Origin of the sequence: Sedimentibacter sp. (assembly GCF_038562225.1) — a bacterium.
GTDB lineage: Bacteria > Bacillota > Clostridia > Tissierellales > Sedimentibacteraceae > Sedimentibacter.
The window spans coordinates 455,458-481,284 of record NZ_JBCFAS010000003.1 but is presented as its reverse complement, the minus strand read 5'-3'; the positions used below and the strand labels follow the sequence as shown (position 1 = coordinate 481,284).

At 41.4% G+C, this 25,827-nt stretch carries 26 protein-coding genes, 1 riboswitch and 1 other annotated feature; of the genes, 5 read left to right on the top strand and 21 right to left on the bottom strand.

What is annotated here, in order from left to right; all coding sequences use genetic code 11:
• Positions 1-51: 51 nt before the first annotated feature.
• The 4 genes from AAGU76_RS14055 to AAGU76_RS14040 all read right to left on the bottom strand — a co-directional run bounded on the left by AAGU76_RS14055 (position 52) and on the right by AAGU76_RS14040 (position 3,353).
• A complete protein-coding gene (locus AAGU76_RS14055; RefSeq protein ID WP_342486138.1) occupies positions 52-513 on the bottom strand; it encodes a late competence development ComFB family protein in 462 nt (153 codons plus the stop codon).
• Positions 514-515: 2 nt separating this feature from the next.
• Positions 516-1,277, bottom strand: coding sequence for an AAA family ATPase (locus AAGU76_RS14050; RefSeq protein WP_342486137.1), 762 nt, complete (start codon positions 1,275-1,277; stop codon positions 516-518).
• Between the two features lie 144 nt (positions 1,278-1,421).
• Positions 1,422-3,050, bottom strand: coding sequence for a chaperonin GroEL (gene groL, locus AAGU76_RS14045; protein ID WP_342486136.1), 1,629 nt, complete (start codon positions 3,048-3,050; stop codon positions 1,422-1,424).
• 21 nt (positions 3,051-3,071) lie between these two features.
• On the bottom strand, positions 3,072-3,353 hold the full coding sequence (locus AAGU76_RS14040; RefSeq protein WP_342486135.1) for a co-chaperone GroES: 282 nt from the start codon (positions 3,351-3,353) through the stop codon (positions 3,072-3,074).
• 352 nt (positions 3,354-3,705) lie between these two features.
• Here AAGU76_RS14040 and fba point away from each other — a divergent pair, with 352 nt between their 5' ends.
• The gene (fba, locus tag AAGU76_RS14035) at positions 3,706-4,635 is read left to right on the top strand and encodes a class II fructose-1,6-bisphosphate aldolase (RefSeq protein WP_342486134.1); all 930 of its coding nucleotides are present in this window, start codon (positions 3,706-3,708) and stop codon (positions 4,633-4,635) included.
• A gap of 71 nt (positions 4,636-4,706) precedes the next feature.
• Here the strand turns inward: fba and AAGU76_RS14030 are convergent, their stop codons facing one another.
• From AAGU76_RS14030 to AAGU76_RS13985, 10 genes are all read right to left on the bottom strand, one after another.
• Positions 4,707-4,982 carry a PQ-loop domain-containing transporter gene (locus AAGU76_RS14030; RefSeq protein ID WP_342486133.1) on the bottom strand — a complete coding sequence of 92 codons (276 nt, stop codon included), beginning with the start codon at positions 4,980-4,982 and terminating at the stop codon, positions 4,707-4,709.
• Positions 4,983-5,032: 50 nt separating this feature from the next.
• On the bottom strand, positions 5,033-6,229 hold the full coding sequence (locus AAGU76_RS14025) for a cation diffusion facilitator family transporter (protein ID WP_342486132.1): 1,197 nt from the start codon (positions 6,227-6,229) through the stop codon (positions 5,033-5,035).
• A gap of 10 nt (positions 6,230-6,239) precedes the next feature.
• Entirely contained in the window at positions 6,240-8,153 is a 1,914-nt protein-coding gene (gene abc-f, locus AAGU76_RS14020; RefSeq protein WP_342486131.1) for an ABC-F type ribosomal protection protein, read from the bottom strand.
• A 116-nt stretch (positions 8,154-8,269) separates the two neighbouring features.
• Positions 8,270-8,344: riboswitch (NiCo riboswitch) on the bottom strand.
• Positions 8,345-8,449: 105 nt separating this feature from the next.
• Entirely contained in the window at positions 8,450-9,469 is a 1,020-nt protein-coding gene (locus AAGU76_RS14015) for a hypothetical protein (protein ID WP_342486130.1), read from the bottom strand.
• Positions 9,466-10,182 (bottom strand): RNA polymerase sigma-I factor, encoded by a 717-nt coding sequence (gene sigI / locus AAGU76_RS14010; protein WP_342486129.1) that lies wholly within the window; start codon positions 10,180-10,182, stop codon positions 9,466-9,468. The genes AAGU76_RS14015 and sigI overlap by 4 nt, the downstream gene beginning before the upstream one ends.
• Positions 10,183-10,430: 248 nt before the next feature.
• Positions 10,431-10,670: a hypothetical protein gene (locus tag AAGU76_RS14005; RefSeq protein ID WP_342486128.1), complete on the bottom strand. Its 240-nt coding sequence runs from the start codon at positions 10,668-10,670 to the stop codon at positions 10,431-10,433.
• A gap of 10 nt (positions 10,671-10,680) precedes the next feature.
• The gene (locus tag AAGU76_RS14000; RefSeq protein WP_342486127.1) at positions 10,681-11,934 is read right to left on the bottom strand and encodes a DNA polymerase IV; all 1,254 of its coding nucleotides are present in this window, start codon (positions 11,932-11,934) and stop codon (positions 10,681-10,683) included.
• A 245-nt stretch (positions 11,935-12,179) separates the two neighbouring features.
• Positions 12,180-12,956, bottom strand: a complete 777-nt coding sequence (locus AAGU76_RS13995; protein WP_342486126.1) for a type III pantothenate kinase — start codon at positions 12,954-12,956, stop codon at positions 12,180-12,182.
• 9 nt (positions 12,957-12,965) lie between these two features.
• Entirely contained in the window at positions 12,966-13,547 is a 582-nt protein-coding gene (locus AAGU76_RS13990; RefSeq protein ID WP_342486125.1) for an ECF transporter S component, read from the bottom strand.
• A gap of 98 nt (positions 13,548-13,645) precedes the next feature.
• A complete protein-coding gene (locus tag AAGU76_RS13985) occupies positions 13,646-14,176 on the bottom strand; it encodes a class IV adenylate cyclase (protein ID WP_342486124.1) in 531 nt (176 codons plus the stop codon).
• A 121-nt stretch (positions 14,177-14,297) separates the two neighbouring features.
• Here AAGU76_RS13985 and AAGU76_RS13980 point away from each other — a divergent pair, with 121 nt between their 5' ends.
• From AAGU76_RS13980 to AAGU76_RS13970, 3 genes are all read left to right on the top strand, one after another.
• A complete protein-coding gene (locus AAGU76_RS13980; protein WP_342486123.1) occupies positions 14,298-15,068 on the top strand; it encodes a threonine/serine exporter family protein in 771 nt (256 codons plus the stop codon).
• Between the two features lie 9 nt (positions 15,069-15,077).
• Positions 15,078-15,515: a threonine/serine exporter family protein gene (locus AAGU76_RS13975; RefSeq protein WP_342486122.1), complete on the top strand. Its 438-nt coding sequence runs from the start codon at positions 15,078-15,080 to the stop codon at positions 15,513-15,515.
• A gap of 86 nt (positions 15,516-15,601) precedes the next feature.
• Complete coding sequence (locus AAGU76_RS13970; RefSeq protein WP_342486121.1) at positions 15,602-15,988, top strand: desulfoferrodoxin; 387 nt, start codon at positions 15,602-15,604, stop codon at positions 15,986-15,988.
• Between the two features lie 148 nt (positions 15,989-16,136).
• On the opposite strand, the gene metG is transcribed toward AAGU76_RS13970, so the two are convergent.
• Complete coding sequence (gene metG / locus AAGU76_RS13965) at positions 16,137-18,110, bottom strand: methionine--tRNA ligase (RefSeq protein ID WP_342486120.1); 1,974 nt, start codon at positions 18,108-18,110, stop codon at positions 16,137-16,139.
• A gap of 36 nt (positions 18,111-18,146) precedes the next feature.
• Positions 18,147-18,378, bottom strand: a binding site (T-box leader).
• Positions 18,379-18,510: 132 nt separating this feature from the next.
• Positions 18,511-18,732, bottom strand: coding sequence for a hypothetical protein (locus AAGU76_RS13960; protein WP_342486119.1), 222 nt, complete (start codon positions 18,730-18,732; stop codon positions 18,511-18,513).
• A 251-nt stretch (positions 18,733-18,983) separates the two neighbouring features.
• On the opposite strand from AAGU76_RS13960, the gene AAGU76_RS13955 reads away from it, so the two are divergent.
• Complete coding sequence (locus AAGU76_RS13955; protein WP_342486118.1) at positions 18,984-19,817, top strand: PHP domain-containing protein; 834 nt, start codon at positions 18,984-18,986, stop codon at positions 19,815-19,817.
• A 15-nt stretch (positions 19,818-19,832) separates the two neighbouring features.
• Here AAGU76_RS13955 and AAGU76_RS13950 read toward each other — a convergent pair whose 3' ends face one another.
• The 5 genes from AAGU76_RS13950 to AAGU76_RS13930 all read right to left on the bottom strand — a co-directional run bounded on the left by AAGU76_RS13950 (position 19,833) and on the right by AAGU76_RS13930 (position 25,659).
• A complete protein-coding gene (locus AAGU76_RS13950) occupies positions 19,833-21,188 on the bottom strand; it encodes an SLC13 family permease (protein ID WP_342486310.1) in 1,356 nt (451 codons plus the stop codon).
• A gap of 47 nt (positions 21,189-21,235) precedes the next feature.
• Positions 21,236-22,474, bottom strand: coding sequence for an aminopeptidase P family protein (locus tag AAGU76_RS13945; protein ID WP_342486117.1), 1,239 nt, complete (start codon positions 22,472-22,474; stop codon positions 21,236-21,238).
• Between the two features lie 128 nt (positions 22,475-22,602).
• Entirely contained in the window at positions 22,603-24,105 is a 1,503-nt protein-coding gene (gene glpK / locus AAGU76_RS13940) for a glycerol kinase GlpK (RefSeq protein WP_342486116.1), read from the bottom strand.
• A 115-nt stretch (positions 24,106-24,220) separates the two neighbouring features.
• Positions 24,221-25,420, bottom strand: a complete 1,200-nt coding sequence (locus AAGU76_RS13935) for a DUF438 domain-containing protein (protein WP_342486115.1) — start codon at positions 25,418-25,420, stop codon at positions 24,221-24,223.
• A 14-nt stretch (positions 25,421-25,434) separates the two neighbouring features.
• A complete protein-coding gene (locus AAGU76_RS13930; RefSeq protein ID WP_342486114.1) occupies positions 25,435-25,659 on the bottom strand; it encodes a DUF1858 domain-containing protein in 225 nt (74 codons plus the stop codon).
• Positions 25,660-25,827: the final 168 nt, after the last annotated feature.

Here is a 25,827-nt window from a genome sequence, read left to right as displayed (position 1 = left end):
TTCAAATATGATATCGTCACAACTGGATAAAATTTAAGAGAATTGTAAAAATTAATGTCTCGGATTTTTTCTTACAGCCAGCACTGCCTTTATGACCTCTGTAGTCACTTCGCCGCCTATATCTCTGAGAGCTTCTATTTTTTCATTTATGTCATTCTTGCTTGCCACAATGTACATGGGCCTTAAGTTGTTCAATGCTATGGCTACAATGTCCTCCTTGCAGCGGTCGCACCTGCAGCAGTTCATCTTCTTCAGTGTTGCGTCAAGTTTGTTGAGAACAAGTTTTTCCATAACATTGTAAAGGATGACATCGCTTTTATCTTCTTTTTTTAAATTTATTTCTTTATTCTGGAAAATTGATGTTTCCTTAGGCACATTGCTTTCCGCCGGATAAATAACATCCTTGGAGGACGGTTCCTCTTTTTCTTCCTGTTCCTCTTCCTTCTTCGGGTTAGTAGGCATTATTTTTTTGTACATTGATTCCCTGTCAAAAGTCTTTTTTATCTTTGCCATTTCTATATCCCTCTTTCAATAAGCTCATTGACAAGATCCATGTAATCAAGAGTTGCTGCATTCTTTGGAGAATACCTGAATATATCCTGCTGGTTAGTCTGTGCTTCCATAATGGTGACGCTGGATCTGATTGTCGACTTAAAAATGCTTGTGTTGAGCTGTTCAGCAATAAGCTCAGCAGTACCCTTGATCTCCCTGCTGAGTATAGTCCTCTGGTTGAACTTTGTGAGCACTATTCCTTCAACCTTCAGGTTGGGATTGCAGTACTTTTTCACCCGCTCGATGGTTTCTGAAAGCTGGGCGATTCCCTGCAAGCTGAAAATATCTGCAAGCATTGGAATAACAATATAATCCGATGCCGTAAACGCATTCACCGTAAGTATGCTCAAGGCAGGAGGGGTATCGATGAAAATATAGTCATATTTGTCCTTGACCAGGACTAAGGCTTCCTTGAGAAGAAATTCCCTTCCCGTCTGCGTGAACTCAAGTTCAATTCCACTGAGCAAAATGTTGGAAGATATTATATCAAAAGAAGGTACCTTTTGAATTGAAAATGTTATTTTTGCCTCGCCCTTCAATATTTCGTAAATAGTTGGACAATCCTCTGTTTCAGCCCCCGAACTGAAACTTAAATTTGACTGAGGGTCAAGGTCAACGCACAAAACCTTGTATCCCTTCTGTCTGAATCCTGCTGCTATAGCTCCCGTTGTGGTAGTTTTTCCTACTCCGCCCTTTTGATTTGATATTGAAATAACCTTTGCCATCTGTGAAGCTGCTCCTTTAATTTTTCTATTTACAGAATTGTAACAAATAATTTAAATAATAACAAGTTAATCTCAAAAGAAAAAATACCTGGCGGTGTACCGTCAGGTATTTCAATTTTTTAATTTTCAAACTTCCGGAATGATTTACATCATTCCCGGCATTCCTCCGCCCATTGGAGGCATTGCAGGCTCATCTTTCTTTGGTTCGTCTGCAACTGCTGCTTCTGTAGTCAACAGCATTGATGCTACGCTTGCTGCATTTTGAAGAGCTGATCTTGTTACTTTAGTCGGGTCAACTATACCAGCTTCAATCATGTTTACATATTTTTCGTTCAAAGCGTCAAAGCCGATTCCTTTAGCGCTGTTTTTGATTTTTTCAACAATTACGCTTCCTTCAAGGCCAGCATTTGCTGCAATTTGTCTAACAGGTTCTTCCAGGGCTTTTTCAATTATTTTTGCACCTGTCTTGGCATCTCCTGTAAGGTTCGCGGCAACTTCAGAAACAACTTTTGTTGTAGCCAGAAGAGCAACGCCTCCTCCTGATACAAGGCCTTCTTCAACAGCTGCTCTTGTAGCGTTCAAAGCATCTTCAATTCTCAGCTTCTTGTCTTTCATTTCAGTTTCAGTTGCTGCACCTACATTGATAACTGCAACGCCGCCTGTTAATTTAGCAAGTCTTTCCTGAAGTTTTTCCTTGTCAAATTCAGAAGTTGATTCTTCGTACTGAGCCTTAATCTGTTTTGCTCTTTCAGCTATTTCTTCCTGTGAACCTGCTCCGTGTACTATTATTGTATTTTCCTTATCTATTTTAACTGTTGCTGCATTACCCAGCATGTCTATTGTAGCGTCCTTCAGCTCATATCCAAGCTCTTCCGTGATAACCTGGCCGCCTGTAAGTATTGCGATGTCTCTTAACATTTCTTTTCTTCTGTCTCCGAATCCCGGAGCCTTTACTGCTACACAGTTGAATGTTCCTCTCAGCTTGTTGAGTATGAGTGTTGTAAGTGCTTCGCCTTCAATGTCTTCAGCTATGATTACAAGTGATCTGCCTGACTGAACTATTTGTTCCAAAATAGGAAGAATTTCCTGAATGTTGGAGATTTTCTTGTCAGTGATAAGAATGTATGGATTATCCATTACTGCTTCCATTTTTTCTGTGTTTGTAACCATGTATGCTGATAAGTATCCTCTGTCGAACTGCATACCTTCAACTACTGTAAGGTCAGTTCCCATAGTCTTGGATTCTTCAACAGTGATAACGCCGTCTTTTCCAACTTTGTCCATAGCCTCAGATATCAATTTGCCTATTTCTTCGTCTCCTGCGGAAATAGAAGCGATTTGAGCGATTTCTTCTGAAGTTTCTACTTTTTTAGTTGTACTTTTTAGTTCAGCTACTGCTGCTTCCACTGCTGCCTGAATTCCTCTTTTAAGTATCATAGGGTTAGCGCCTGCTGCAACGTTCTTCAAGCCTTCTCTTATAATAGCCTGGGCAAGAAGAGTTGCTGTAGTAGTACCGTCACCTGCAACATCGTTAGTCTTTGTTGCAACTTCTTTTACCAGCTGAGCTCCCATGTTTTCAAACGGGTCAGAAAGTTCAATTTCCCTTGCTATGGTAACACCGTCGTTTGTTATTATCGGTGAACCGAATGATTTTTGAAGAACTACGTTTCTTCCTTTAGGTCCTAATGTAACTTTTACTGTATCTGCTAAAGCGTTAACGCCTCTTTCCATTGAACGGCGGGCATCTTCGTCAAATTTGATTATTTTTGCCATTTTCCATACCTCTCTTTATTTTTATTCGATAACTGCTAAAACATCAGATAATTTAATTATAATTAACTCTTCTCCGTCAACTTTCACTTCAGTTCCTGCGAACTTGGAAAATATTACTTTATCTCCGACTTTGATTTCGTCTTTTTTCTTTTCATCGGAAGTGATGCCTGCTCCAACTGCAAGAACCTCTGCTACCTGTGGCTTTTCTTTGGCAGTTCCCGGCAGCACAATGCCGCTTTTAGTTTTTTCTTCTGCTTCCACCATTTTAATTACTACTCTTTCGCCTAATGGTTTAACTGTCATAATATGTTCCTCCTATTTTATTTAATGTAATTATTTATCCGGGTTGTTGTTAGCACTCGTTGTCATAGAGTGCTAACACTTACAATCTATATAATAACCAAATGTTGTATCGTTATCAAGTGCCATTTTGCATAATTTTAGTTTATTAAACCAATTTATCGAGATATTTAGCATCAATTCTTTTAATTGCTTTAATTTTCTTAATATTTCTTATTTTAGGTAAATGTTCTGTTTTTATTCCCAATATCCAATTTATTTTTAAAAAAGTGATGTTTTTTATTTTTGTCTATAGTATAATTTATATATAATAGTATAACATATTTCAATTAATTATATATTAGGAGGAAATGAAATGTCTCTTGTAACATCAAAGGAAATGTTCAAAAAGGCATATGAAGGCAATTATGCGGTCGGCGCCTTCAATGTGAATAATATGGAAATCATTCAGGGTATTGTGGATGCAGCTAAACAGGAAAATGCACCGCTGATTCTCCAGGTTTCTGCAGGAGCAAGAAAGTATGCAAATCCAATTTATTTAAGGAAGCTTGTGGAAGCAGCCATAGAGGATTCCGGCATTGACATTTGCCTTCACCTGGATCATGGCGAAGATTTTGAAATATGCAAGCAATGCGTAGATGACGGTTTTACATCTGTAATGATAGACGGTTCAAAGTATCCGTTTGAAGAGAATATAGAGCTGACAAAACGAGTTGTGGAGTATGCCCACAGCAAGGGCGTGGTTGTTGAAGCCGAACTGGGTAAGCTGGCTGGTGTGGAAGACGCTGTAAAGGTAAATGCTAAGGATGCTACATACACAGACCCAGACCAGGCCAGGGAATTTGTAGAGAGAACAGGAGTTGACTCTCTGGCAATCGCCATAGGCACAAGCCACGGAGCTTATAAGTTTAAGGGAGACCCAAGCCTTGACTTTGAAAGGCTTGAAGTAATTCAAAATCTGCTTCCAGGCTTCCCGCTGGTTCTTCACGGCTCATCCTCCGTTCCGAAAGAATTTGTTGACCTTTGCAACAAGTACGGAGGAAAAATTCCAGGAGCTGCAGGAGTTCCCGAAGACATGCTAAGACGTGCTTCCAAAATGGGAGTGTGCAAAATAAATATAGACACGGACCTGAGGCTTGCCATGACTGCATGCATAAGACAAATCCTCACGGAAAATCCGGCTGAATTCGACCCAAGAAAATATCTGGGACCTGGAAGAACAGCCATAAAGGACATGGTCGCCCACAAGATGAGAGAAGTGCTGGGCTGCAGCGGAAAAAGATAAATCAATTGATAAAAACGGATTTGAGCGCGCTCAAATCCGTTTTTATTTTATGGATTCATAATTGCTGGTGATTATACGTTTTTCTGTTCTTTTTTTATGAGCTTCAGATTTCTGAAGTACAGGGCCAGGTCCGTAGACACCATAATCAGGTTCAGGCAGTACAGGTACACAACAAAATCAAGATTGTACAATACTTTATTCAATATACCGCATATGTATCCTACAACCAATATGGCCAAGAAGTATGGGCTCTTTCCTGCCACTGATTTTGACTTATAGGATCTGTAAATGGAAAAAGGCCACGCCGCTCCGAAGCATAAAAGCATCAACATTTCAAAAATACTCATTTCGTCCTCCTCATTTGCACTATTAATTTCTATTGTACCATATGGATTCATTATTTCAAATATGGATTATTAACATATGTGGAAACATAATTTCTGTCTACGGTTACTACAGCATAAAAAGTTGGATTTTCTTCCCTTACAGCCTTTTCGATTTTTTTGACCAGCATATCTGCAGCCTCGTCGTAATCTACAGGAACCAGCACATCGAATATGAGATTTGTGTGAGTGTCTCCCCTGACAACACGAAAGTCATGCATGGTCAGTTTGTCGTCAATAGCCCTGATTATCTTTCCGGTCATGCACCTGAGCTTGTTTATTTCGGCATCGTCTGTTATTATGGGATCGAGATGGATTACAAGATTTACGTCGCAGTCTCTTGCCACGTCTCTTTCGATGTTGTCTATAAGGTCATGGGATTTTAAAATGTCTTCCTTGGCGTTGACCTCGGCATGAACAGTTGCAAAATATCTGTTGGGACCGTAGTTGTGCACCACAAGATCATGGATGTTCAAAATTCCTTCATATGAAAGAATCTTTTTTTCCAGCATGTCAACCAGATCCGTCTCCGGCATTTCTCCCAGCAAAGGGTTCAGTATGTCTCTTAGTATGCTGACGCCTGAATAAAGTATGAACAAGGCCACCAGAATTCCTATGTATCCGTCTATTTCAAGACCGGTTCCCATGGCTACAACAGCTGACAGGAACACTGCACATGTTGCAATAACATCGTTTCTTGAATCTGCAGAGGATGCCTTTATTGTTGCAGATGATATTTTATCACCAAGTACACTATAGAATCTGCTGAGCCACAGTTTTCCCCCAATGGAGATTGCAAGAACTATGAGCATGGCAGTTGAATAAATTGTCTTTTCCGGATTTATTACCTTCATGAAGGATGTCTTAAGCAGTTCGTATCCCACAAGCAATATGGCTATTCCCAGTATGAGCCCCGTCAGGTACTCTATGCGTGCATGCCCGAATGGATGGTCCTTGTCTGCAGGTTTGCCTGAAATTTTAAAGCCCACCAGGGAAATGACGCTGGATCCCGCATCGGAAAGGTTGTTCACACCGTCAGCCATTACGGAAATGCTGTTAAACATCGCTCCTACCGATATTTTGGAAAGACTCAGAATTATGTTGACAATTATGCCCACAATGCTTGAAGTTGTTCCGTAGGATTTTCTGACTTCCGGGTCCCTTACATTGTAATAGTTTTTCACGAAATTCTTGATGATGAAATTTGTCATGGCTGCTCCTTTACTGATATTTTTCAAGTTCAAGGTACATATTTTCTATGTCTTCCTTAAGCTTTTCATATTCGTTGTACCTTTCATTATATTCACCCAAATCCCATTGGTCAGAGCTGGAGTTCAAAATTTTTTCAAGTTCTTCCGCTTTGTTCTCAGCATCCATTATGCTGCTTTCAAGTTTTGCCAGGTCTCTTTTAGCCTTTTCTGCAGCTCTTGTCTCTTCTTTTTTTCTAAGGTACATTTCCTTGTTTTTTGAAACAGTTTTTGGTTTTGCTTCTTCTGATGGCTGCTCTTTTTCTACAATTCTACTTTTTTCATTTATGTAGCTTTCGTAATCAAAATCGTAAGTCTTGAACTTTCTGTTCTCAATTTCACCGATGCACGTTGCTATTTTATCCACGAAGTATCTGTCATGGGATACAAATAAAATTGTTCCGTCATAATTTATGAGGCTTTCTTCCAGAACCTCCCTGGACTCTATGTCCAAATGGTTTGTGGGCTCATCCAGTATGAGCGTGTTGGCATTTTCATAAATAAGCATGCCAAGCTTAAGCCTTGACTTTTCTCCTCCGGATAGAGAACTGATGTGCTTGTAGACATCGTCTCCTGTAAAAAGTATCCTTGCAAGTTCCTTTCGTGCTTCGCTTATTGAAATTCCATAATTGTATGAGAAGTAATCGACTATGGATACATCCTCTTTGTCAAAGGAAACTTCCTGGGGAAGATATCCTATTTTAACGTTGGATCCTATTTTCACTTCACCGGCATCGCTGTTTATTTCATTCATTATTATCTTAAGTATTGTTGATTTGCCTGTTCCGTTTTCTCCAAGTATGCACATGCTGTCTTTGTAAAAAAGTGTAAAGCTCAGGTCCTTGAAAAGACTTTTCTCATGGAACGCCTTGCTTATGGAATCAACCCTTATTACTTCCCTACCTGTCCTCGCAACATTGTCGATGCCGAAATTTGCAGCCTTTTTGTCCATTATGGGCTTTTTGATCATGTCAATCTTCTCAAGCCTCTTTTCAAGTTCCTTGGCTCTTTTGTACATCTTGTCTGAGTCTCGCATCTCTCCCCAGATGCGGTATCTCTGAATCTGTTCTTCCATCTTCTTGATTTTTTTCTGCTGGTTTTCGTATTCCTTCATGGCCTGAATGAAGCGAAGTTCCTTCTCTGCCACGTATTTAGAATAGTTACCGTGATATATCTGCACTCCGTCGGGCTCAAGCTCCGCTATCTTGTTTACCACCCGGTCAAGAAAGTATCTGTCGTGGGATACTATGACAATTGTTCCCTGATATGCATTCAAGTATTCTTCAAGCCATTCCACGCTTTTTATGTCCAGATGGTTTGAAGGTTCATCAAGAAGCAGAAGCTCAGGCTCCTCCAGAAGAATTTTCCCAAGAATCACCCTCGTCTTTTCACCGCCGCTCAAAAGCATGAACTTTCTTTTTTGCATGTCCTCGGAAATTTCAAGGCCGTTCATGATTCTTCCAAGCTTCTCCCTTATGCTGTACCCTCCGGCTGCATCATAGGTATCGTGGAGGCTGGAGTACTTTTTAACACACAGCTCAAGCTCTTCTCCTGCCAGTCCGTCAAATGTCCTTTCAAGCTCTTCCATTTGTGTTCTTATGTCTTCAATACCTCTGAACGCTTCCATCAGAACATCAAGAACAGTGCTTTCAGCGCCTACGTCAGGTATCTGCTCCAGATATCCAAGAGTCAGGCCCTTTCGCCTGTTGACCTGCCCTCCCTGGAAATTCTCCTTACCCGCAAGTATTTTCATGAGGGTTGTTTTTCCTGTTCCGTTTCTTCCTATGAGAGCAATCTTATCCTTGGTCTTCACATCAAATGTGACATTTTCAAATATTTTGTCAACTCCGTACATTTTGGTCAAATTGCTTATTCCCAATTCAATCATTTCTATTCCTCTATCGTTCACATATTGCACTATTCGCAATTAGGTCTACCGCAGTTTTTTCTTCCCTTACGGTCGAAAACACTGGGTTAGGGCATACAAAAACCTGTGGAACATACTACCGTCCCACAGGTCTAACCTGCTGCCTTTAGGCCCGGCCTGAACAAAGTCTCGGCCTGCTCAGTTTGTACTGTAACATCATACGCAGTGCAAATTGATTTATTTATATTATGATACTATATGTTTACAGGATTGTCAAGTTTAAGACAAACAAAAAGCCCCAATGATGGGGCGCAATATCAGTTCTTTTTGTTTCCTTTAGATGAATCTGTTCCGCTGCTTTCTTTGCTCTCAGTTTTTTTTTCCGCAGAGCTTCCGCTTTCAGTTTTGGAATCGGTATTTGACTGATTTTTTTCCTGTTCCTTAATTTCCTTGTTTTCTTCCTTTGCTGCCTTCTCATATTCCTTTGTGGCATCCATTATTTCCTTGACAGGTTTCTTAAGCCATTCATCTTCATTGAAATCTTCCTGATCCGAAACCTCTTCAAGTTTGTCAACAAGGTTCATCTTGCCTGGTGTAACTCCCTTTTCCTTTGCTTCGTTTACCTTCTGTTGAGTTACCTTGACAACTTCAACTTCAACACCTTTACTCTTCTTTGAGTCTTCAGCCTCTTCGTTTTCTTCATCCTCAGCCGGTTTGACGCCTAAATCCTTTATCGGACCACTGCTGTTGTTTGCAGGCTTATCTGTTTTCTCAGACTTTTCTGTATTCTCCGGCTTTGCTGATTCTTCGGCTTTTTTGTTTTCCTTTACTTTTACTTCCTCATCAACAACTGATTTTAAAGTTTCTGCAAGCTTATTGTTCTTTTCTTCGCTCTTGCTTGAAGTTGCAACCACAACACCACCGTCTTCGCCTTCGGCAATGTAGCCTCTGTCCTTAAGTTCTGTCAGGACAGCTTTTACTGCTTCCTTGATTTCCTTGTTTTTAAGCCCTTCAATACTGATTTCTTCGACTATGGGCTCTGCATCACCATTAACTGCCTTGACTTCAATAACGCGGTCGAAGCGGTTGATTGAAAACTCAAAAGATGGATTAACATCAAGGCTGACATATGAATAAGGAGTCAAGTAGGCCCATGCGGGTGTGGCAAACAACAACACCGCTGCAGCTGCAGTAGCAGCCAGCTTTACATAGCTGTTGTTTCTCATTATAATTTGCTGCCCAATTGTGTAATTTTTGTTGCTTATCCGGGATATGCGGCCGTCTTCGGAGAGCACTGCCGCTTTGCCGCCTTTAATTTCTAATATTACTGCTTTCATTTTTCCAACTCCTCGCGAATGTATCGCATATAGCTTGCAAGATACGGAAAATCCCCCGACATTATTTCCACTGCTGCTACTATATATTTTCGATGTCGTTCCAACAATTTACGGGGTACTTTTGTATTTTTTTCTATTAAATTAAGCGGCAACTGCTTTTTTACTTTCATTTCGCTTATTAAAATGGGATTTTTTATCATATATGCCACAACCTTGCCGCAAGCCCTCTTTGTTTTATCAGCTTTCGGCGAGCATTCTGTCAAATCCATGAATGAAAAACCATATGCTTCAAAAATCTCGTTGACAAGACTTATCTCAAGTTTAATGGAGTTTTCTTCCGTTGCAGTGACCTTCTGCGCTATTTCCGACTGCATGCTATAGTCTTCCTCTTCTTCAGGGTCAGTACTGAAAATCATGGGGCTTACAGAAATTTCAGGCGCATATCTTGACTTGCTCCTGATGAAGTCTATGATTCTTCTTCTGATAACAAGCTCTGCAAAGTTTAGAAAACTTCCTTTTTCCGAAGAATAACTCTTTACAGCTTCCATGAAAGCTGCAAGTGCTATGGACCACTCGTCATCACTTTTGGAAACATAGATGCGGGCTGCAGAAGATGCGCACTTCAATATGAAATTTTCGTACTGTTTAATCAACCTGCTCATTGATTCTTCATTGTTTTTGGCGCTGATTGCCAGCTCGTCCAATTCACTCACTATTTTCACCTCTAAATTACAATTACAAACTATTATATCGTAGAGCAAGCCGCTGAATCGGCTTGCTTCACAACGATACAATAAATACATCAAGACAAAGTTTTTAACCTTTGTTTCATTATTTGTATTCATTATATCATTTTATCTTTTTTATTACAACTTCCCATTTCAAAATAGGCCAAGTGTTTGGATACAAACAAAAATACCGGCTTTATGCTTCCAAGCCGGCAAGTTATCGTCAAATAATTTCATTTTTTGAAAAGGAACCACAATTTGCTGTCAAGTTCATACTTAAGCTCGAAAATATCTTTTCCGTTGTGAAGGCACACAAACACCATCCTGGTATTTCCAACAATGCTTTCCTCGTATGTCTTCATTATCTTTTCAATCTTCACAACCTTGTCCTCGAACCTGAACTTCACAGGTTCAATCCTTCCGTCCGTGTAAAAGACGGCCATTACCTTTATTGGCTCGTTTAAAATCTTCATAGTATCACCTTTACAAAATGCTTGCCATGCCCGGATAATCATCCTCCGGGTATCCTCCGAGAAGGGGTTTTAATCCGCTGTTGGCAAATACTCCCCTTATGACGGATTCGTCTCCGAACCTTTCCCTTATTTTATCCACAGCCTTGTCGAGAATTTCATTTTTTATGCTCAGCTCATCCTGAAATATGTTCATTTGTCTGATTCCGGAAACCTCCAAGTCAGAAACGCTTACTCCCAGCTGCCTGATTGGACTGCCGTCCCACAGGCCGTCAAAAATACTTACCAGGTTCAAATAAATATCCCTTGTGCAGTCCGTAAAACCCATGAGCTTTCTCTGTCTTGCAGCGTATCCGAAACTGCTGTCTTTTATTGCCACGCTTACCACCCTGCAGACCATGTTCGCTTCCCTCAACCTCCAGGCAGTCATTTCAGTCAGGCTTAAAAGTATTACATGAGCAGTTTCCCTGTCTTTGACGTTAAACTTCAGAGTGCTGGAGTTTCCAACACTCTTTATGGGGGCTTTTTCCTTGAACAAGGAATCGTCCCTTCCCCAGGCATAGTTATAGATCAATCTGCCGTAGGACTTAAGCATGGATGATATGAACTTGTAGTCGGCGTTTGCAAGTTCTCCGATGGTGTATATTCCCCACCTGTTCAGTTTTGGCCTTGTGCGTCTTCCTACCATGAACAGATCCTCAACCGGCAGCACCCAAAGCTTATCCTTTATCTCATCCGGAAAAATCGTATGGCATTTGTCAGGTTTTTCCAGGTCCCCGGCTTGCTTGGCAAGAAGCTTGTTCTCAGACACTCCTATATTTACCGTATAACCGAATTTCTCGCGTACCTTGTTCTTGATTTCAAAGGCAAGTTCCAGCGCTTCCTCCCTTGCAACATCCGTAAAGCGCAGGAAGCATTCGTCAATGCTGAACACCTCAACCTCGGGAGTATATGACTTCAAAAATTCCCTGAGAGCCTTGCTGGCTTTCACGTACACCTTGTAGTCGGGAGGTATGACCAAAAGGTTTGGACACTTGTTCCTTGCCTCAAAAAGTGATTCTCCTGTCTGTATCTTGAATTTTTTAGCAGGCACAGACTTTGCCAGGACAATTCCGTGTCGATTTTCTTCGCTTCCTCCTATTACGGAGGGAACGCTCAGAATGTCCCTGTCAATGCCCTTTTGTTTTTCATAAGCAGCTGTCCAGCTTAAAAAAGCAGAGTTTACGTCAATGTGCATCACTATTTGTCCCAGAAATACCACCTCCATAATATAATCCAAATGTTGGAACTGCAAAGAATTCGAATTTTATTTCGAACGTTTGTTCTATTATTATATCACAATATTTATATTTTAAAAGTGTTTTTTGCGGCAAAAAAAATTTTAAAAATGAAGAATTAAGAGTGAATAATTAAACGAAGAGAACGGCGAGCCGTTCTCTTAATTTCAATTTAAAAAAGGATTTGTGCGCGCACAAATCCTTCCATCAATTCTTAATTCTTAACTCTTAATTATTAATTGCTCTTAATGTTTTTGTCGTGGATTATCTTTAGCCCCTTGAACAGAAGCTGCGAATCATAAACGTCTATTACATCGGTCTCATCGGATATTATACGTCCAAGGCCTCCTGTTGCAACTACCTTCATTTGGTCGATATTCATTTCTTCCTTGATCTTTTTCACAATGTATTCAACCTGGCCTATATATCCGTAAACAAGTCCGGCCTGGATGCTTGTAACGGTGTTTTTGGCAAGGATGGAGCTTGGCTTTTTGATTTCAACGCTTGGTAGCTGCGCTGTCTTCTGCCACAGGGCATCAGCGGAAATCTGAATTCCGGGAGAAGTAATACCGTACTTGAACTCTCCCTTGTCACTTAACACATCGTAGGTTGTGGCTGTGCCGAAATCGATAACTATGAGCGGTCCGCCGTACATGTGGTATGCTGCAACCAGACCTACAATTCTGTCTGATCCAACCTCCCGCGGATTGTCCGTTGAGATTGTGATTCCTGTCTTTATTCCGGGTCCCACGATTATGGGCTCAATGCTGAAGTATTTCTTGAGAGCATTTTCAAAGGAGTGCATTACGTTGGGAACAACCGATGAAACAATTGCACTCTTTATGTCTTTTTGACTGATGTTGTTGTAATTCAACAGATTTAAAATGAAAATAGCGTACTCATCGGAAGTCTTTTCGCTTCTTGTAACCATTCTCCAGCTTCCCACAATGTTGTCGCCGTTGTACACTCCTATGACAATATTGGTATTTCCAATATCAACAACCAAAACCATACTTTCCTCCTATTTATTGACCTTGTCGTATATATTCACAACCGTCATGGTACCTACTCCCGCAGCCGTGCACTCAATAAGAGAGCTTGTGGTCACAATGAACAGCACAAAGGCTGCAAATGTTGTACCTAGTCCAAATTCTGTGCTGAGTCTCACTATTTCCTCGCTGTAGGTAAAATAAAGCATGAGCATAACAAGAGCCGTGTTTGTCAAGGCACCTGATGCACCTGCTATGAGCAGCGAAACTGTTTTTGACCTGATTAGCTTTTTAAACGCAATGTAAATAAAGTAAGGAACTACCCCTATAAATATCCTTGGAAGCACAGACACCAATGGATTTATAAAAAGAGTGTCTAAAGGTGACGCAGGAGCCAAAAGAGCCCTCAGAAGGGTTACTGTCCCTGCAAGAAATCCCATGACGGCACCTGATTTTGGTCCCTGCACAATGCTTGTGACAATTGTGGGCAGGAAAATAAAAAGCGCCATGGAAGCGGATGTTGTCGGTATTGCCGTCAAGGCAACAAAAACAACCGTAAGTGCCAGCATAACTCCCATAAAGGTGAGTTTGCTTACTTTTAAAGATCTGTTCATATTTCCTCCTGTTCTCGTTCTGCATGCAGATACAAGACATTTTTTCATGTATTATAACATATTATTGCAAATATGCAATTAAATTTTAAAAAAATTAATTAATCTTTTCTCAGTTCATCGATGGATTTGGTGGTTATCTGGCTTCTGTCCAGATTAAGAAGCACAATTGCCTTCTCCAGGTCCTCTTCCGAAGAAAGCTCTATTTCAAGGTAAGGTTTTGGGTAAGTGTTCTTATCCCATGTGTCTATTTCAAAGTACATGTTGTCGTAGCAGTATGACCTTCTGTGCTTGAAGCCCGGGCGCTTTTGTCTGTATCCCAGTACTTCCAGAATTTCTGCCGCGCTTTTCCAGTCTGAAACTTCAGTTTCTGTTTCTTCATTGACCCTCAACGTATCCCTGTTTATGCTTTTTTTGAAGGTCATGATGTTTTTTGTCTTTCCGGTAAGATTATTTTTTGTAATTCTGATCCTCAGGTAGCCGTTGTATGTTTTCTTGAGATACCCGTCTTCAGTGTCGAATCTGTAATTTTCCTGATTTTCGTCCTTTATGAGAACAGCTCCGGCTTCAATGAGCTTTTTTTCAATTTCATCTTTGTCTATATTAAGGACTTTGACTTCCCTTTCTCTCATCAGCTTGAATCCTCCCGCATATTTTAAACATTATAACATATATTGAACCATTGCACATTAAAAAGTTTACAAAATTGTTAACAAAATGCTATAATCAGATACATACTAAAGGGGTGATACTTTGCAAGTAAATGAAGCAAAACTTTTAAAAATAATAAAGCTTTCTGCACAGATAATATTGGAGAACGGCGGCGAAACCTACAGGGCCGAAGAAACCATAAAATTCATAGGCAAGGCCTGTGATGTCAAGGAAATAGAAGCAATTGCCACGCCTACGGGCATTTATATAACAATATCCGTTGACGGAGAAGAAAACAGCACCATTGTGAAAAGAATACGCAAAAGAACAATCAATCTTCAGAAATTAAACGATGTGAACAACGTTTCAAGACAGATTTCAATGGATGCAATTTCAATGGATGACGCACTTTCAGAGCTTGAAAGAATACAGGCGGAAAAGCCTGTGGAAACAAAGTATGATGTATTTTACGGAGGAATATCATCTGCGTTTTTTGCCGTGCTGTTCGGAGGAGGGCTGTTTGAATTCATTACGGCTCTTTTGACTGGAATATTGGTCACCATCATTGCAAGGCGTTTTGCCAACCTTCATTCCTATCAGTTTTTCTCAAGCATAGTGTCGGGATTTGTGATCTCTGCCATAGCCATTGCCACCACATCCATAGCCAGGACCGGAAACTACAACCACATAATAGTGGGCAGCATAATGCCTCATTTGCCGGGGCTTGCAATGACCAATGCCATACGTGACACCATAAGGGGCGACTTGATTTCAGGCATGGCCAGGGGAGCCGAGGCTTTGCTGGTTGCTGCTTCTCTGGCAGCCGGAGCCGGCGTTGTTATTTATACCTCATATTTATTTGGAATACTGTAAGGAGGACTCATGGTTACTACATTCATATTGGAAATGGTATTTTGCTTCATGGCTTCTCTGTTTTATGCAATGATAATGAATGCACCCAGAAAAACAATAATACATTCCTCCTTGATTGCATCTGTCGGGTACCTTGTTTACATATTTTTCGTGAACAGCGGCTATGATAAGCTGGGATTTTTCATGGGAACAACCGTAATAGCATTTTGGGGTGAAATAAATGCCCGCAGGTTCAAGATGCCTGCCACCATATTCATATTTCCCGGGGTAATACCCATTGTACCGGGATTTGGACTTTACCAGACAGTTCTGGCTCTGGTGGAGAACAACATTCAGTCAGCCCTTGAAACAGGAGTAAACACGTTTTTGAACATCGGTGCCATGGCTGTTGCAATGGCTATGGTGAGCCTGGCTGCTCTTAAATTTGGTTCAAGAAAAACAGAGTGATTTCAAAAAACTTGTTTTAAAATCTATTAATCTGGGTATACATTAAATGTTGAATAAATTAACTTTAAAAATTTAGGAGGTATTATATGTGTAACAAAGGTAGATTTTATATCTGCAGAACTTGCGGAAACTTGGTAGGATTGATTCAGGAAGGCGGCGGAAAATTGGTTTGCTGCGGCAAGGAAATGGAAGAGCTTGTTCCAAACACTGTTGATGCTGCAACAGAAAAACACGTTCCTGTAATCGAAGTTGAAGGAAACAAAGTAACTGTTAAGGTAGGCAGCGTAACTCATCCTATGGTTCCTGAACATTTCATTCAGTGGATTTATCTGGTTACAAAGCAGGGAGCACAGAGAAAATGTCTGGCACCCGGAGAAGAACCTGTTGCTGTGTTTGCTTTGGCTGAAGGCGACGAAGTGGTTTCAGCATATGAGTACTGCAATCTCCACGGTCTCTGGAAAAAAGAAGCTTAATTTAATTAAGAATTAAGAGTGAAGAATTAAGAATTTAATGAAAGGATTTGTGCAGGGCACAAATCCTTTTTGTATAAATTTAAAGAGAACGGCTCGCCGTTCTCTTCATTTAATTCTTAACTCTTAATTCTTCATTCTTAATTGTATTTTAGCTTAGCTTTGCGCCGTCTGCTATGTCTTCCAGTGTGGATATCAAAGTCAGCTTCTTGCCTTTTGATGCCGCAAGAATCATTCCGTTGGAATCCACTCCCCTTAACTTAACAGGCTTAAGATTGTAAACCATGACGATTTTTTTACCGATCAGTTCCTCAGGCTCATAGTACTTGGCTATGCCTGAAACAACCTGTCTTGTTTCCTCTCCAAGCTTAAGCTGAAGTATGAGCAGTTTGTCTGCGTCCGGATGCTTCTCGGCCTTGACGATTTCAGCTACCCTCAAATCCACTTTGGCAAAATCATCTATGGAAATCAGGCCGTCTTCAGCTTCTTCCTTCTGCTCTTCCTTGACCTCTTCCTTTTTGGGTTCTGCTTCAGTTTGTTTTGCAGAGAGATTTGCTTCATTTATTTTATTTATTTCTTCAATTTTCTTGGCTGCATCTATTCTTGCAAACAATATTTCAGGAGTTCCAACCTTCTGTCCCGGAACCATTCCGTTAAACTGTGACAGGGATTCCCAGTCTTTCTTGTCTGAGTTAATCTGCTTCAATATGTTCTGAGCGGTCTCCGGTAGGAAAGGTTCCAGCAGTACTGCAGCTATTCTTATGGATTCAAGCAGGTTGTAAAGGACTGTTCCAAGCCTTGCTTTCTTGCTTTCATCCTTGCCCAGAACCCATGGCTGTGTTTCATCCACATACTTGTTGCTTCTTCTAAGCAGCGTGAATATTTCGTCTATGGCATCCGAAACCCTCAGCTCATCCATTTTCTTCTCAACCCTGTCATGAGTGTCCAGGGCCAATCTTATAAGCTCGTCATCCACAGGTTCCTTTTCAACGGGAGCCATAATTTCTCCGTCAAAGTACTTGTTTGTCATTGTGACGGTCCTGTTGACCAGGTTGCCCAGTATGTTGGCCAGATCAGAATTTACTCTTTCTATTATGAGCTCGTATGTGAGAGTTCCGTCGCTGGCAAACGGCATTTCATGAAGCACGAAGTACCTTATGGCATCCACGCCGAACATGTCAACCAAATCGTCTGCGTAAATTACATTTCCCTTGGACTTGCTCATCTTGCCTTCCCCAACCAAAAGCCACGGATGTCCGAAGACCTGTTTCGGAAGCTCTTCACCGAGAGCCATCAAGAGTATGGGCCAGTAAATGGTGTGGAACCTCAATATGTCCTTTCCGATCAGGTGCACGTCTGCAGGCCAGTACTTCTTGTACAGTTCGGTGTGGTTTCCGTCCGGATCGTACCCCATGAACGTTATGTAGTTGCTGAGGGCATCAATCCACACATACACAACATGTTTTTCATCAAACGTTACAGGAATTCCCCAGTCAAATGATGTTCTTGAAACGCACAGGTCCTGAAGTCCCGGTTTTATGAAGTTGTTTACCATTTCATTCTTTCTTGCTTCAGGCTGTATGAATTCCGGATGATCTTCAATGTGTTTCATGAGCCTGTCGGCATACTTGCTCATTCTGAAGAAATATGCCTCTTCCCTTGCCATGTGGACTTCCCTTCCGCAGTCAGGGCATTTGCCGTCCACCAGCTGAGATTCAGTGAAGAATGCCTCGTCAGGAGTGCAGTACCATCCTTCGTAGTATCCCTTGTAAATGTCTCCCTGGTCATAAAGCTTCTTGAATATCTGTTGAATTTTCTTTACGTGCTCAGGATCTGTGGTTCGGACAAACCTGTCGTAGCTTGTGTTCATCAGATCCCATATGCGCTTGATTTCTGCTGCCACCTCATCCACAAACTGCTGAGGCGTCTTTCCTGCTTCTTCTGCCTTGATCTGGATTTTTTCGCCGTGTTCGTCTGTGCCTGTCTGGAAATACACTTCATATCCGTTAAGCTTTTTGAACCTCACAATGCTGTCGGCAAGAACTATCTCGTATGTATTTCCAATGTGCGGCTTGCCTGACGTGTAGGCGATTGCCGTTGTTAAATAATATTTGCCCTTATTCATATTTCCTCCTAATAATAAAAGCCTCCTTGCATTATGCAAAGAGGCGATTTCGCGTTACCACTCTTTTTCGCGCATGCTTCGCAGCATGTGCCTTTTCAGGTCACCATTATGACCGTGTATTATAACGCATACCACACGTTGCACCCTAGCTTAGGCTCAGGTACAAAGCTCCAAGGCCATCTTCATTTTAAAACCAATCTCCGGCTCCCACCTTGCCCGGTTCTCTGTGTCATGATTGTAAAATTACTCTTCTTTTCATCACTTTAATATATTATTGATTTTATATGTTAAACTATACAATACATATCGTTTGTTTGTCAACAAAATTATGACATTATTTCTATAATGCGGAATGAATTCTTAAAAAAAAATCTCCGTAAGCGGAGATTCCATCTTCATGCTAAAAAATGAACTGTATGCACTTTATGACCGCAGCTATTATGCCTATGATAATGGCCGGAATGAGCAGGAAGCCTATTCCCACAGGTATGAGCGCAATTATGAGCACAAAACCTATTACAGCACCGATTAATGTAAACAGTATCTTAAACATCACAACTCCGATTTTAAAAGCTGCTGCTATGAATACAAAGAATACAAAAATCCCGAACAATATTTCCATCTTACATCTCCCTTTACTTATTATATTCCTTTTGTGAATATGATACACACAGTATATTCAAAATGAATTAGCAGATAATTAAAAAATGATTAAAAATATTAAATATCCTTTTACAATTTTACAACAGCGATGATATAATACATACAATAAGTGAAGCAAAGATTCAGTCTTTGTCTGCGATGCCTTTATTGTATCGGTAAAGCTTCATTTGCAATACTGCAGTATCAGCACTTAATTATTAGGAGTTTCACATGATTGATTTGCACATTCATTCCAAATATTCCGACGGATCCAATTCCATAGATGAAATAATAGAAATAGCCAAGGATAAAAAAATTCCAGCCATAGCCTTAACAGACCACGACACCACCTACGGCGTTGCTGAAATCATGGAAAAGGCAGGAAAAGAAAACATTCAGGTCATTCCGGCTGTGGAGATTTCATCGATTTCCAACGGTCACCTTATACACATTCTGGGCTACAACATAGACATAAAAAACACACAGCTTCAGGATCTCTTAAGCAAAATAGGAAGACACTTCAATGAAAGTTTCCTTGAACACTACAGTTGGCTTCAAAAAAACAATTTAGTTGACTTTGACGTGAACAAGATCATAAAATACGCAGATTTCAAGCAATCCCTGGCACTGTCAGACATTATGAAAGCCATGATTGAAGACGGCGAGCCGTATTCCCTAAGAGACTGGCCGGAATTTTTTGACAAGAAGGTTAAAAAGTATCCCGGTCACCGCTTCATAGATGATTTTCCGGTTCATTCGTCGGAAGCTGTGGAAGTGATCAGGCAGGCAGGAGGAACTGCGGTGTTTGCTCACCCTGCACGAATAGGAATTGCAGACATGGGTGAAATGGAGCTTCTTCTACCTCATGGCCTTGGGGGTGTGGAGGTGTACTATCCCTATCACGGAGATAAACTGATTGAAAAATATGAAATCTTTGCAGATGCCCACGGTCTCATAAAAACAGGCGGAACCGACTGGCACGGAATCGAACTGACCACCTGGAACTCGCAAATGGGCGACTATGGAGTAACAAGCTTGGAAAATTTAACACCCTCTTTGAATTAAGAGGGTGTTTTCATTCTATAAAAGTCCTATGAATTTCCAATACGGAACTTCAACAGCAGCAGTGATTAAGAAAACTACCGCAGTCAGGGGAATCCCCAGCCGCGCTACTTCCTTCTGGGTGTACATTCCATTTTCCTCGCCCATACCCACAAGGATGTTCAAATGGTGAAAAGGCAGAATGTAATGAATTCCTGCTGCGGTGTAAACCAGCAGCGATGTCACAACGGGACTTATTCCGCTGGGCTGCGTAAACAAAAGAAGCGCAGGTATGGCTATTCCTATAACGGTGATTACGCTTCCAAGGAACATGTGGATCACCATTGAGATTACCGAAATAAGGATTGCCAGCACAAATGGATTTGAAGGTATTGAAGACGGCAGAATGGTATCAGCAATCCAATCATTCATACCCGTGATTCCTCCTATCCTGCCTATCGCCATGGCAGCCGACAGGAACAACAGCACATGAACCGGAACCTCTCCCCATTGTTTTGCTGTCAGTATCTCACCAACAACAGGAAAACTCATCAGCATGGCAATCAATAGCGTAATCCATCCTATGTTGATGCCGTGGACAGAATCGGTCATCCATAAAACTACGGCTGCAGCAAGCCAGACCGCGGTTCTTTTTTCCTTTGCTGAAACAGGCCCCATGGCTATGAGCTTTTCCCTTATTTCGTCCTTGTTTATTCTGACTTCTGCTGTTGGTTTGAACAGCACCAGGATGAGGGCGCATGTGATAATGCTGGCTATGATGTTCGGAGGTCCCATGTACACAAACCACTTAATCCAGCTTATGGATTCACCTGATGCCTGGGCAGCCAGCGGATTTATGACGCTGTCACCCGTAAGGAATATCATGGATACGGACACTGCCGCAGCAAACACCGCAAAGCCTATCTTTGATGCATCTTCCCTTGGTATTCTTGCGTTTTTTATTACTACAGCCATAACCGACATTATGATAAACGCTCTGGGCCAGGGATGAGGTATCAGCACAGATAGAACGAGGGTAAGCATGAATATGGAAATTATGATGCTTTTATAGGAGCTTACATACCTGATTATGAATTTGTAGGCTATTCTTTCTCCAAGTCCCGAAGCCTTGACGGCAGAAGCAATAAGGTAAGCTCCCACCACCATGTACATTGTGCTTCCCAGCCATGGTGAAAATACAGCTGATGGTTCTGCAACCTTAAAAATCACAAGAAGCACCAGGTAAAGCCCTGATGAATATCCTGACTGCACCACCTGAAACGCCCAGAACACAACCGTCATAAGCGTGAGGCCCAGACACATTTTCCCCTGGTAAGTCAGCCCTTCCAAAGGCAGCAAATTGATTGTCACCGCAACTGCAGCGCCAAAGATCATTCCAAACAAATTTTTATTTTTAACCATGTCCATCATGTTCAGCATGTTCATTTCATGAAATTTTCAATGTCGTTCACAGTCTTTATGATATCCTGCGAAAGGTTTACTATACCGTTTTTTGTAACCCATACGTCATCTTCTATCCTGATGCCGATTCCTTCCTCCTTGATGTAAATGCCGGGCTCAACCGTGTAAACATTGTTTTCCTGCATAGTCTTGTCCCTTCTTCTAAGGTCGTGAACATCCAGACCAAGCGGGTGTCCTATACTGTGATAGTAGTATTTTTCCACGTCAGCATCATCTTTTATGATGTTAAGGCTTTTAAGACCCCTGGCAAAATGAGATTTGACCTTGTTGTTCACCTCTATTTCTGATGCTCCCACATGCATTGCATCCATGGCCACGTCCTGCGCTTCCAGCACTATGTTGTAGATGTCTCTCTGCCTGGTTGTAAACCTTCCGTTTGCAGGATATGTCCTCGTTATGTCCGAAGCGTAATTGTTTGACAAGGCGCCCAGATCCAAAAGAATCATGCTTCCGTCTTCGATTTTTTGCTTCAGGTCTATGTAGTGAAGAATTACGGCATTTTTGCCTGAAGCTCCTATTGTCTTGAAGCTTGGCCCTGAACCGCGAAGCATGAGCTGGTATTCAAAATCAGCCTTAACCTGGTACTCGAACCTTCCCGGTTTCAGATTCTTCATCACAAATTCCAGAGCTTCCTTTGTATAACCTATTGCGGTCCTGATTTCATCTACTTCCTCTGAAGTCTTTGAACTTCTTAGTTCAATCATTATGTCCAGGGAGCTTTTTATGTTCACGGCAGGATACTGATTTCTAATCCAGCATGCCAGACTTCTGTAGCTGTCGTAGGATTCGTCCTTGTCGGCTATGTATGAAAAAATGTACACGCTGTCAGGCCTGTCCGAGGATGAAAGCTTCTTTGCAAACTGAGCAAGAAAATCATCCCTGTTTTCAACTGTCTTTATTCCTGATGCTTCCTGAGCCTCTTCCTTTCGCATGAGAATTCCATACCACTTTTCAAAATATTCGTCAACAGGAGGTATGTACAAAGATTCGGTTACAATGCCTGCAATCTTGTTTATGACAAGCACCATGTCCTCCCTGTCAATGCCTGTCAGATAGAAAAAATTCCTGTCTACGGAAAATTCATATTCCTGGTCGGCGCTTTCCCTGGGAGCCTTTCCGGAAAAGAACACGGCTGTTGAGTAGTCCTCCATTTTCTGAGCAAATCTTGCCCTGTTGTTAACAAAAAAATCAGTATTCATCTAACCCTCCATTGTTCATTACAATTGTTTTATTATAGTCATCCGATAGTGAGCATCCTTCACTCATAGATGCTTAGCTGTTCATAATGACATTATTCATCCACTTTCTAACTAATAATTCTTAACTCTTAATTCTTAATTGCTTTTTCTTGCCAGTCCATGGACCTTCCAACAGCCTTTTTCCATCCTTTGTAAAGGTCATTTCTCCTTTTTTCGTCCATCTGAGGCTTAAACTTCCTGTTGATGCTCCAGTACTGTGAAATTTCACCCTTGGATTTCCAGAATCCAACGGCCAGCCCTGCCAGGTATGCTGCTCCCAGCGCTGTTGTTTCAGTAACCTCCGGACGCTCAATATTAACATTGAGGATGTCTGACTGAAACTGCATGAGGAAGTTGTTGGCTGTTGCACCTCCGTCGACCTTCAAAGCCGTCAGGTTGATTCCGGAATCATCTATCATGGCTTCTATTACATCCTTGGTCTGGTATGCAATGGATTCAAGAGTGGCCCTTATGATGTGGTTTCTGCCGGTTCCTCTGGTAAGACCCACAATGGCACCTCTTGCATACATATCCCAGTGGGGAGCTCCAAGCCCAGTGAATGCCGGAACAACGTAGACGCCGTTGCTGTCCTTTACCTTCTGAGCAAAATATTCGGAATCAGCTGCATCATGGATTATTTTCAGTTCGTCCCTTAGCCATTGGATTGCAGCTCCTGCCACAAATATGGAGCCTTCCAGAGCATACTCGACCTTGCCGTCCACACCCCATGCAATTGTGGTTAACAGGCCCTTGTTAGACATGACAGGTTTCTGACCGGTGTTCATAAGCATGAAACAGCCTGTTCCATATGTATTTTTCATCATGCCTTCCTGGAAGCACAGCTGACCGAAAAGCGCTGACTGCTGGTCCCCTGCCATGCCTGAAATGGGAATTTCAATGCCGAAAATTCCGCTTACGGTATTTCCATAAATTTCTGAGGACGGTTTAACCTCCGGAAGGATAATACGCGGTATGCCAAGCTCACTCAACAGACTTTCGTCCCACTGAAGATTTCGTATGTTGTATATCATGGTCCTTGATGCGTTGGAATAATCCGTAATGTGTGACCGTCCGCCTGTAAGGTTCCACACAAGCCATGTGTCGATGGTTCCGAACAGAATTTCCCCTTTTTCTGCCTTCTCCCTTACACCGGGCACATTGTCAAGAATCCATTTGATTTTTGTTCCTGAAAAGTATGCATCGATGACCAGTCCCGTGTTTTCCCTTATGTAAGGCTCCAACCCGGATTTCTTAAGCTGGTCGCATATTTCAGACGTCTGCCTGCTCTGCCACACTATGGCATTGTATACAGGCTTTCCCGTATTTTTGTCCCAAAGCACTGTGGTTTCCCTTTGGTTTGTTATTCCGATACATGCTACCTCTTCCACGTTCACAGCCTTTAAGGCTTCTCTTGCTGAGCTTAGCTGCGTTTCCCATATTTCCATAGGGTCGTGTTCAATCCAGCCGGCCTTAGGATATATCTGCTTGAATTCCTTCTGACACAAGTTCACAATGCTGCCGTTTCTGTCAAAAATAATCGCCCTGGAGCTTGTGGTGCCCTGATCAAGTGCAAGAACATATTTTTTATACATAGATAACCCCTTAAAGTGATATTTGCATAACAATAACTGATATCATTATATACTCATAATTTTAAATATTCAATGAGACAAAAAAAGAAACTCATAGAGCTTCTTTCTTTATAATCTATTCGGTTACCAGACGTTTTTCGCCTGTTATTTCCTGTATGGACTTTATGTCCTGAGTAACTTCAACAACGCCCAAAAATCTGCCATCATTGTCGCGAACCGCAAAGTAGCGTATATAAACATACCTGTCACCCATCTTGATCCAAAAGTCTTCATGGTCCTTCTTGCCTGACTTTAAGTCTTCCACAATCCCTTCGACTATGTGCACGCTTGCCGGCGGATGGCAGTTTGAAACGTTTCGCCCTATTATGGTCTTAGTGCGCGGAAAAATTCTTTCGCTGCTCTGGGAGAAATATTTGACGGTGTCGTCACTGCCTACAAAGGTAATGTCAAAGGGAAGTGTGTTGAGCATTGCAACAAGCTCCTCTTTTTTGAATACGCCCGTTGGAAGGGTAATAGAACCGGGCTCTGCTGCTTCTTCCCTTATTTCTTCTTTATATTTTGTGTCCGGCTTCCAAACCGGAACAAAATCAATCATGTGGCCTATTTCCTTGCTGTCGTCGGCAGCCTTTTTCCACTCGTCTTCCGTAATGGTGTCAAGAAGCATCGGAATCATTATGTTTTCTTCCTTGAAAATCATTTCGCCTATTCTTGTTATGAGGCTTTCAATGCCGCTTTTAAGCTCATCGTTAAGAACCCCGTATGAAAGATCGGATATGAGCATCTTCAAATCATCTCTTATTTCATCGTCAACACCCCACATAACCTTTGGCGGTGCAGTGATCCCGTATTTCTCCATGTACGGAAACAGAAGGTTTTCCTTTTTTGAATAGTGAACATTTATTTTGGACAATTCCTCCAGCCCTTCCCTGAGATTATCAGCAGCTCCTGCAGCGCTTTCATGGATGAAGGGTTTGACTTTATGTTCAATTATGTCTTCAATTTTTCTGTTTTCAAGCATCAGTACATTCACAGGATGTCCAGGTATCTTTGCCGGATCGGTTTCACGGTGAATTTCCTCTATAGATCCCTTGAAAACTGCCGAGTGCACATCACACAGCCTTTGAACCTCAGTGATTGGAAGCCCCTCTGATATCAAAGCCTGCTCTGCTTCCGATATTTCCGTGGCTGAAACTCCCGCAAATGCATCCTCGAACTTCTTTTTTACCTCTTCAACGCTTTTCCCCTCGTGGAGCTCCGAAATAACCTGCTTGATTACCTGCTTTCGGTACTCTCTGTTATTGATTTGTTCGCTCATATTGTCTCCTTGAATTATTTAATTTCAAATCCGTTTTTTATAAATTCCTGCTTGATTTTTCCCAAATCAATTCCCCTTGCCTTTGAGCCCTTCTGTATGGTCATGAACCTGCCGGCGGTTTCAATCATTCCTTTTTTCATTATATCTGAAAAACCTATTCCTGCAAGTATGTCCTTTATTTCAGGGTACTCTTTGCACAATTCGTACACCGTCCTGCTCAAATCAATCACTTTATTCATATAATCCTTCCTTGTATTAATTATACTAAAATTATACCAATATCTGAAAGATTTAAACATTAGATTTGTATGCCATTTAAGGATTTTGTTGAATAAATAAATTGAAATAAATACAAATTCTGCAAATAATTATAATAAAACCTTGATTTTGGTTTGATAATATAATAT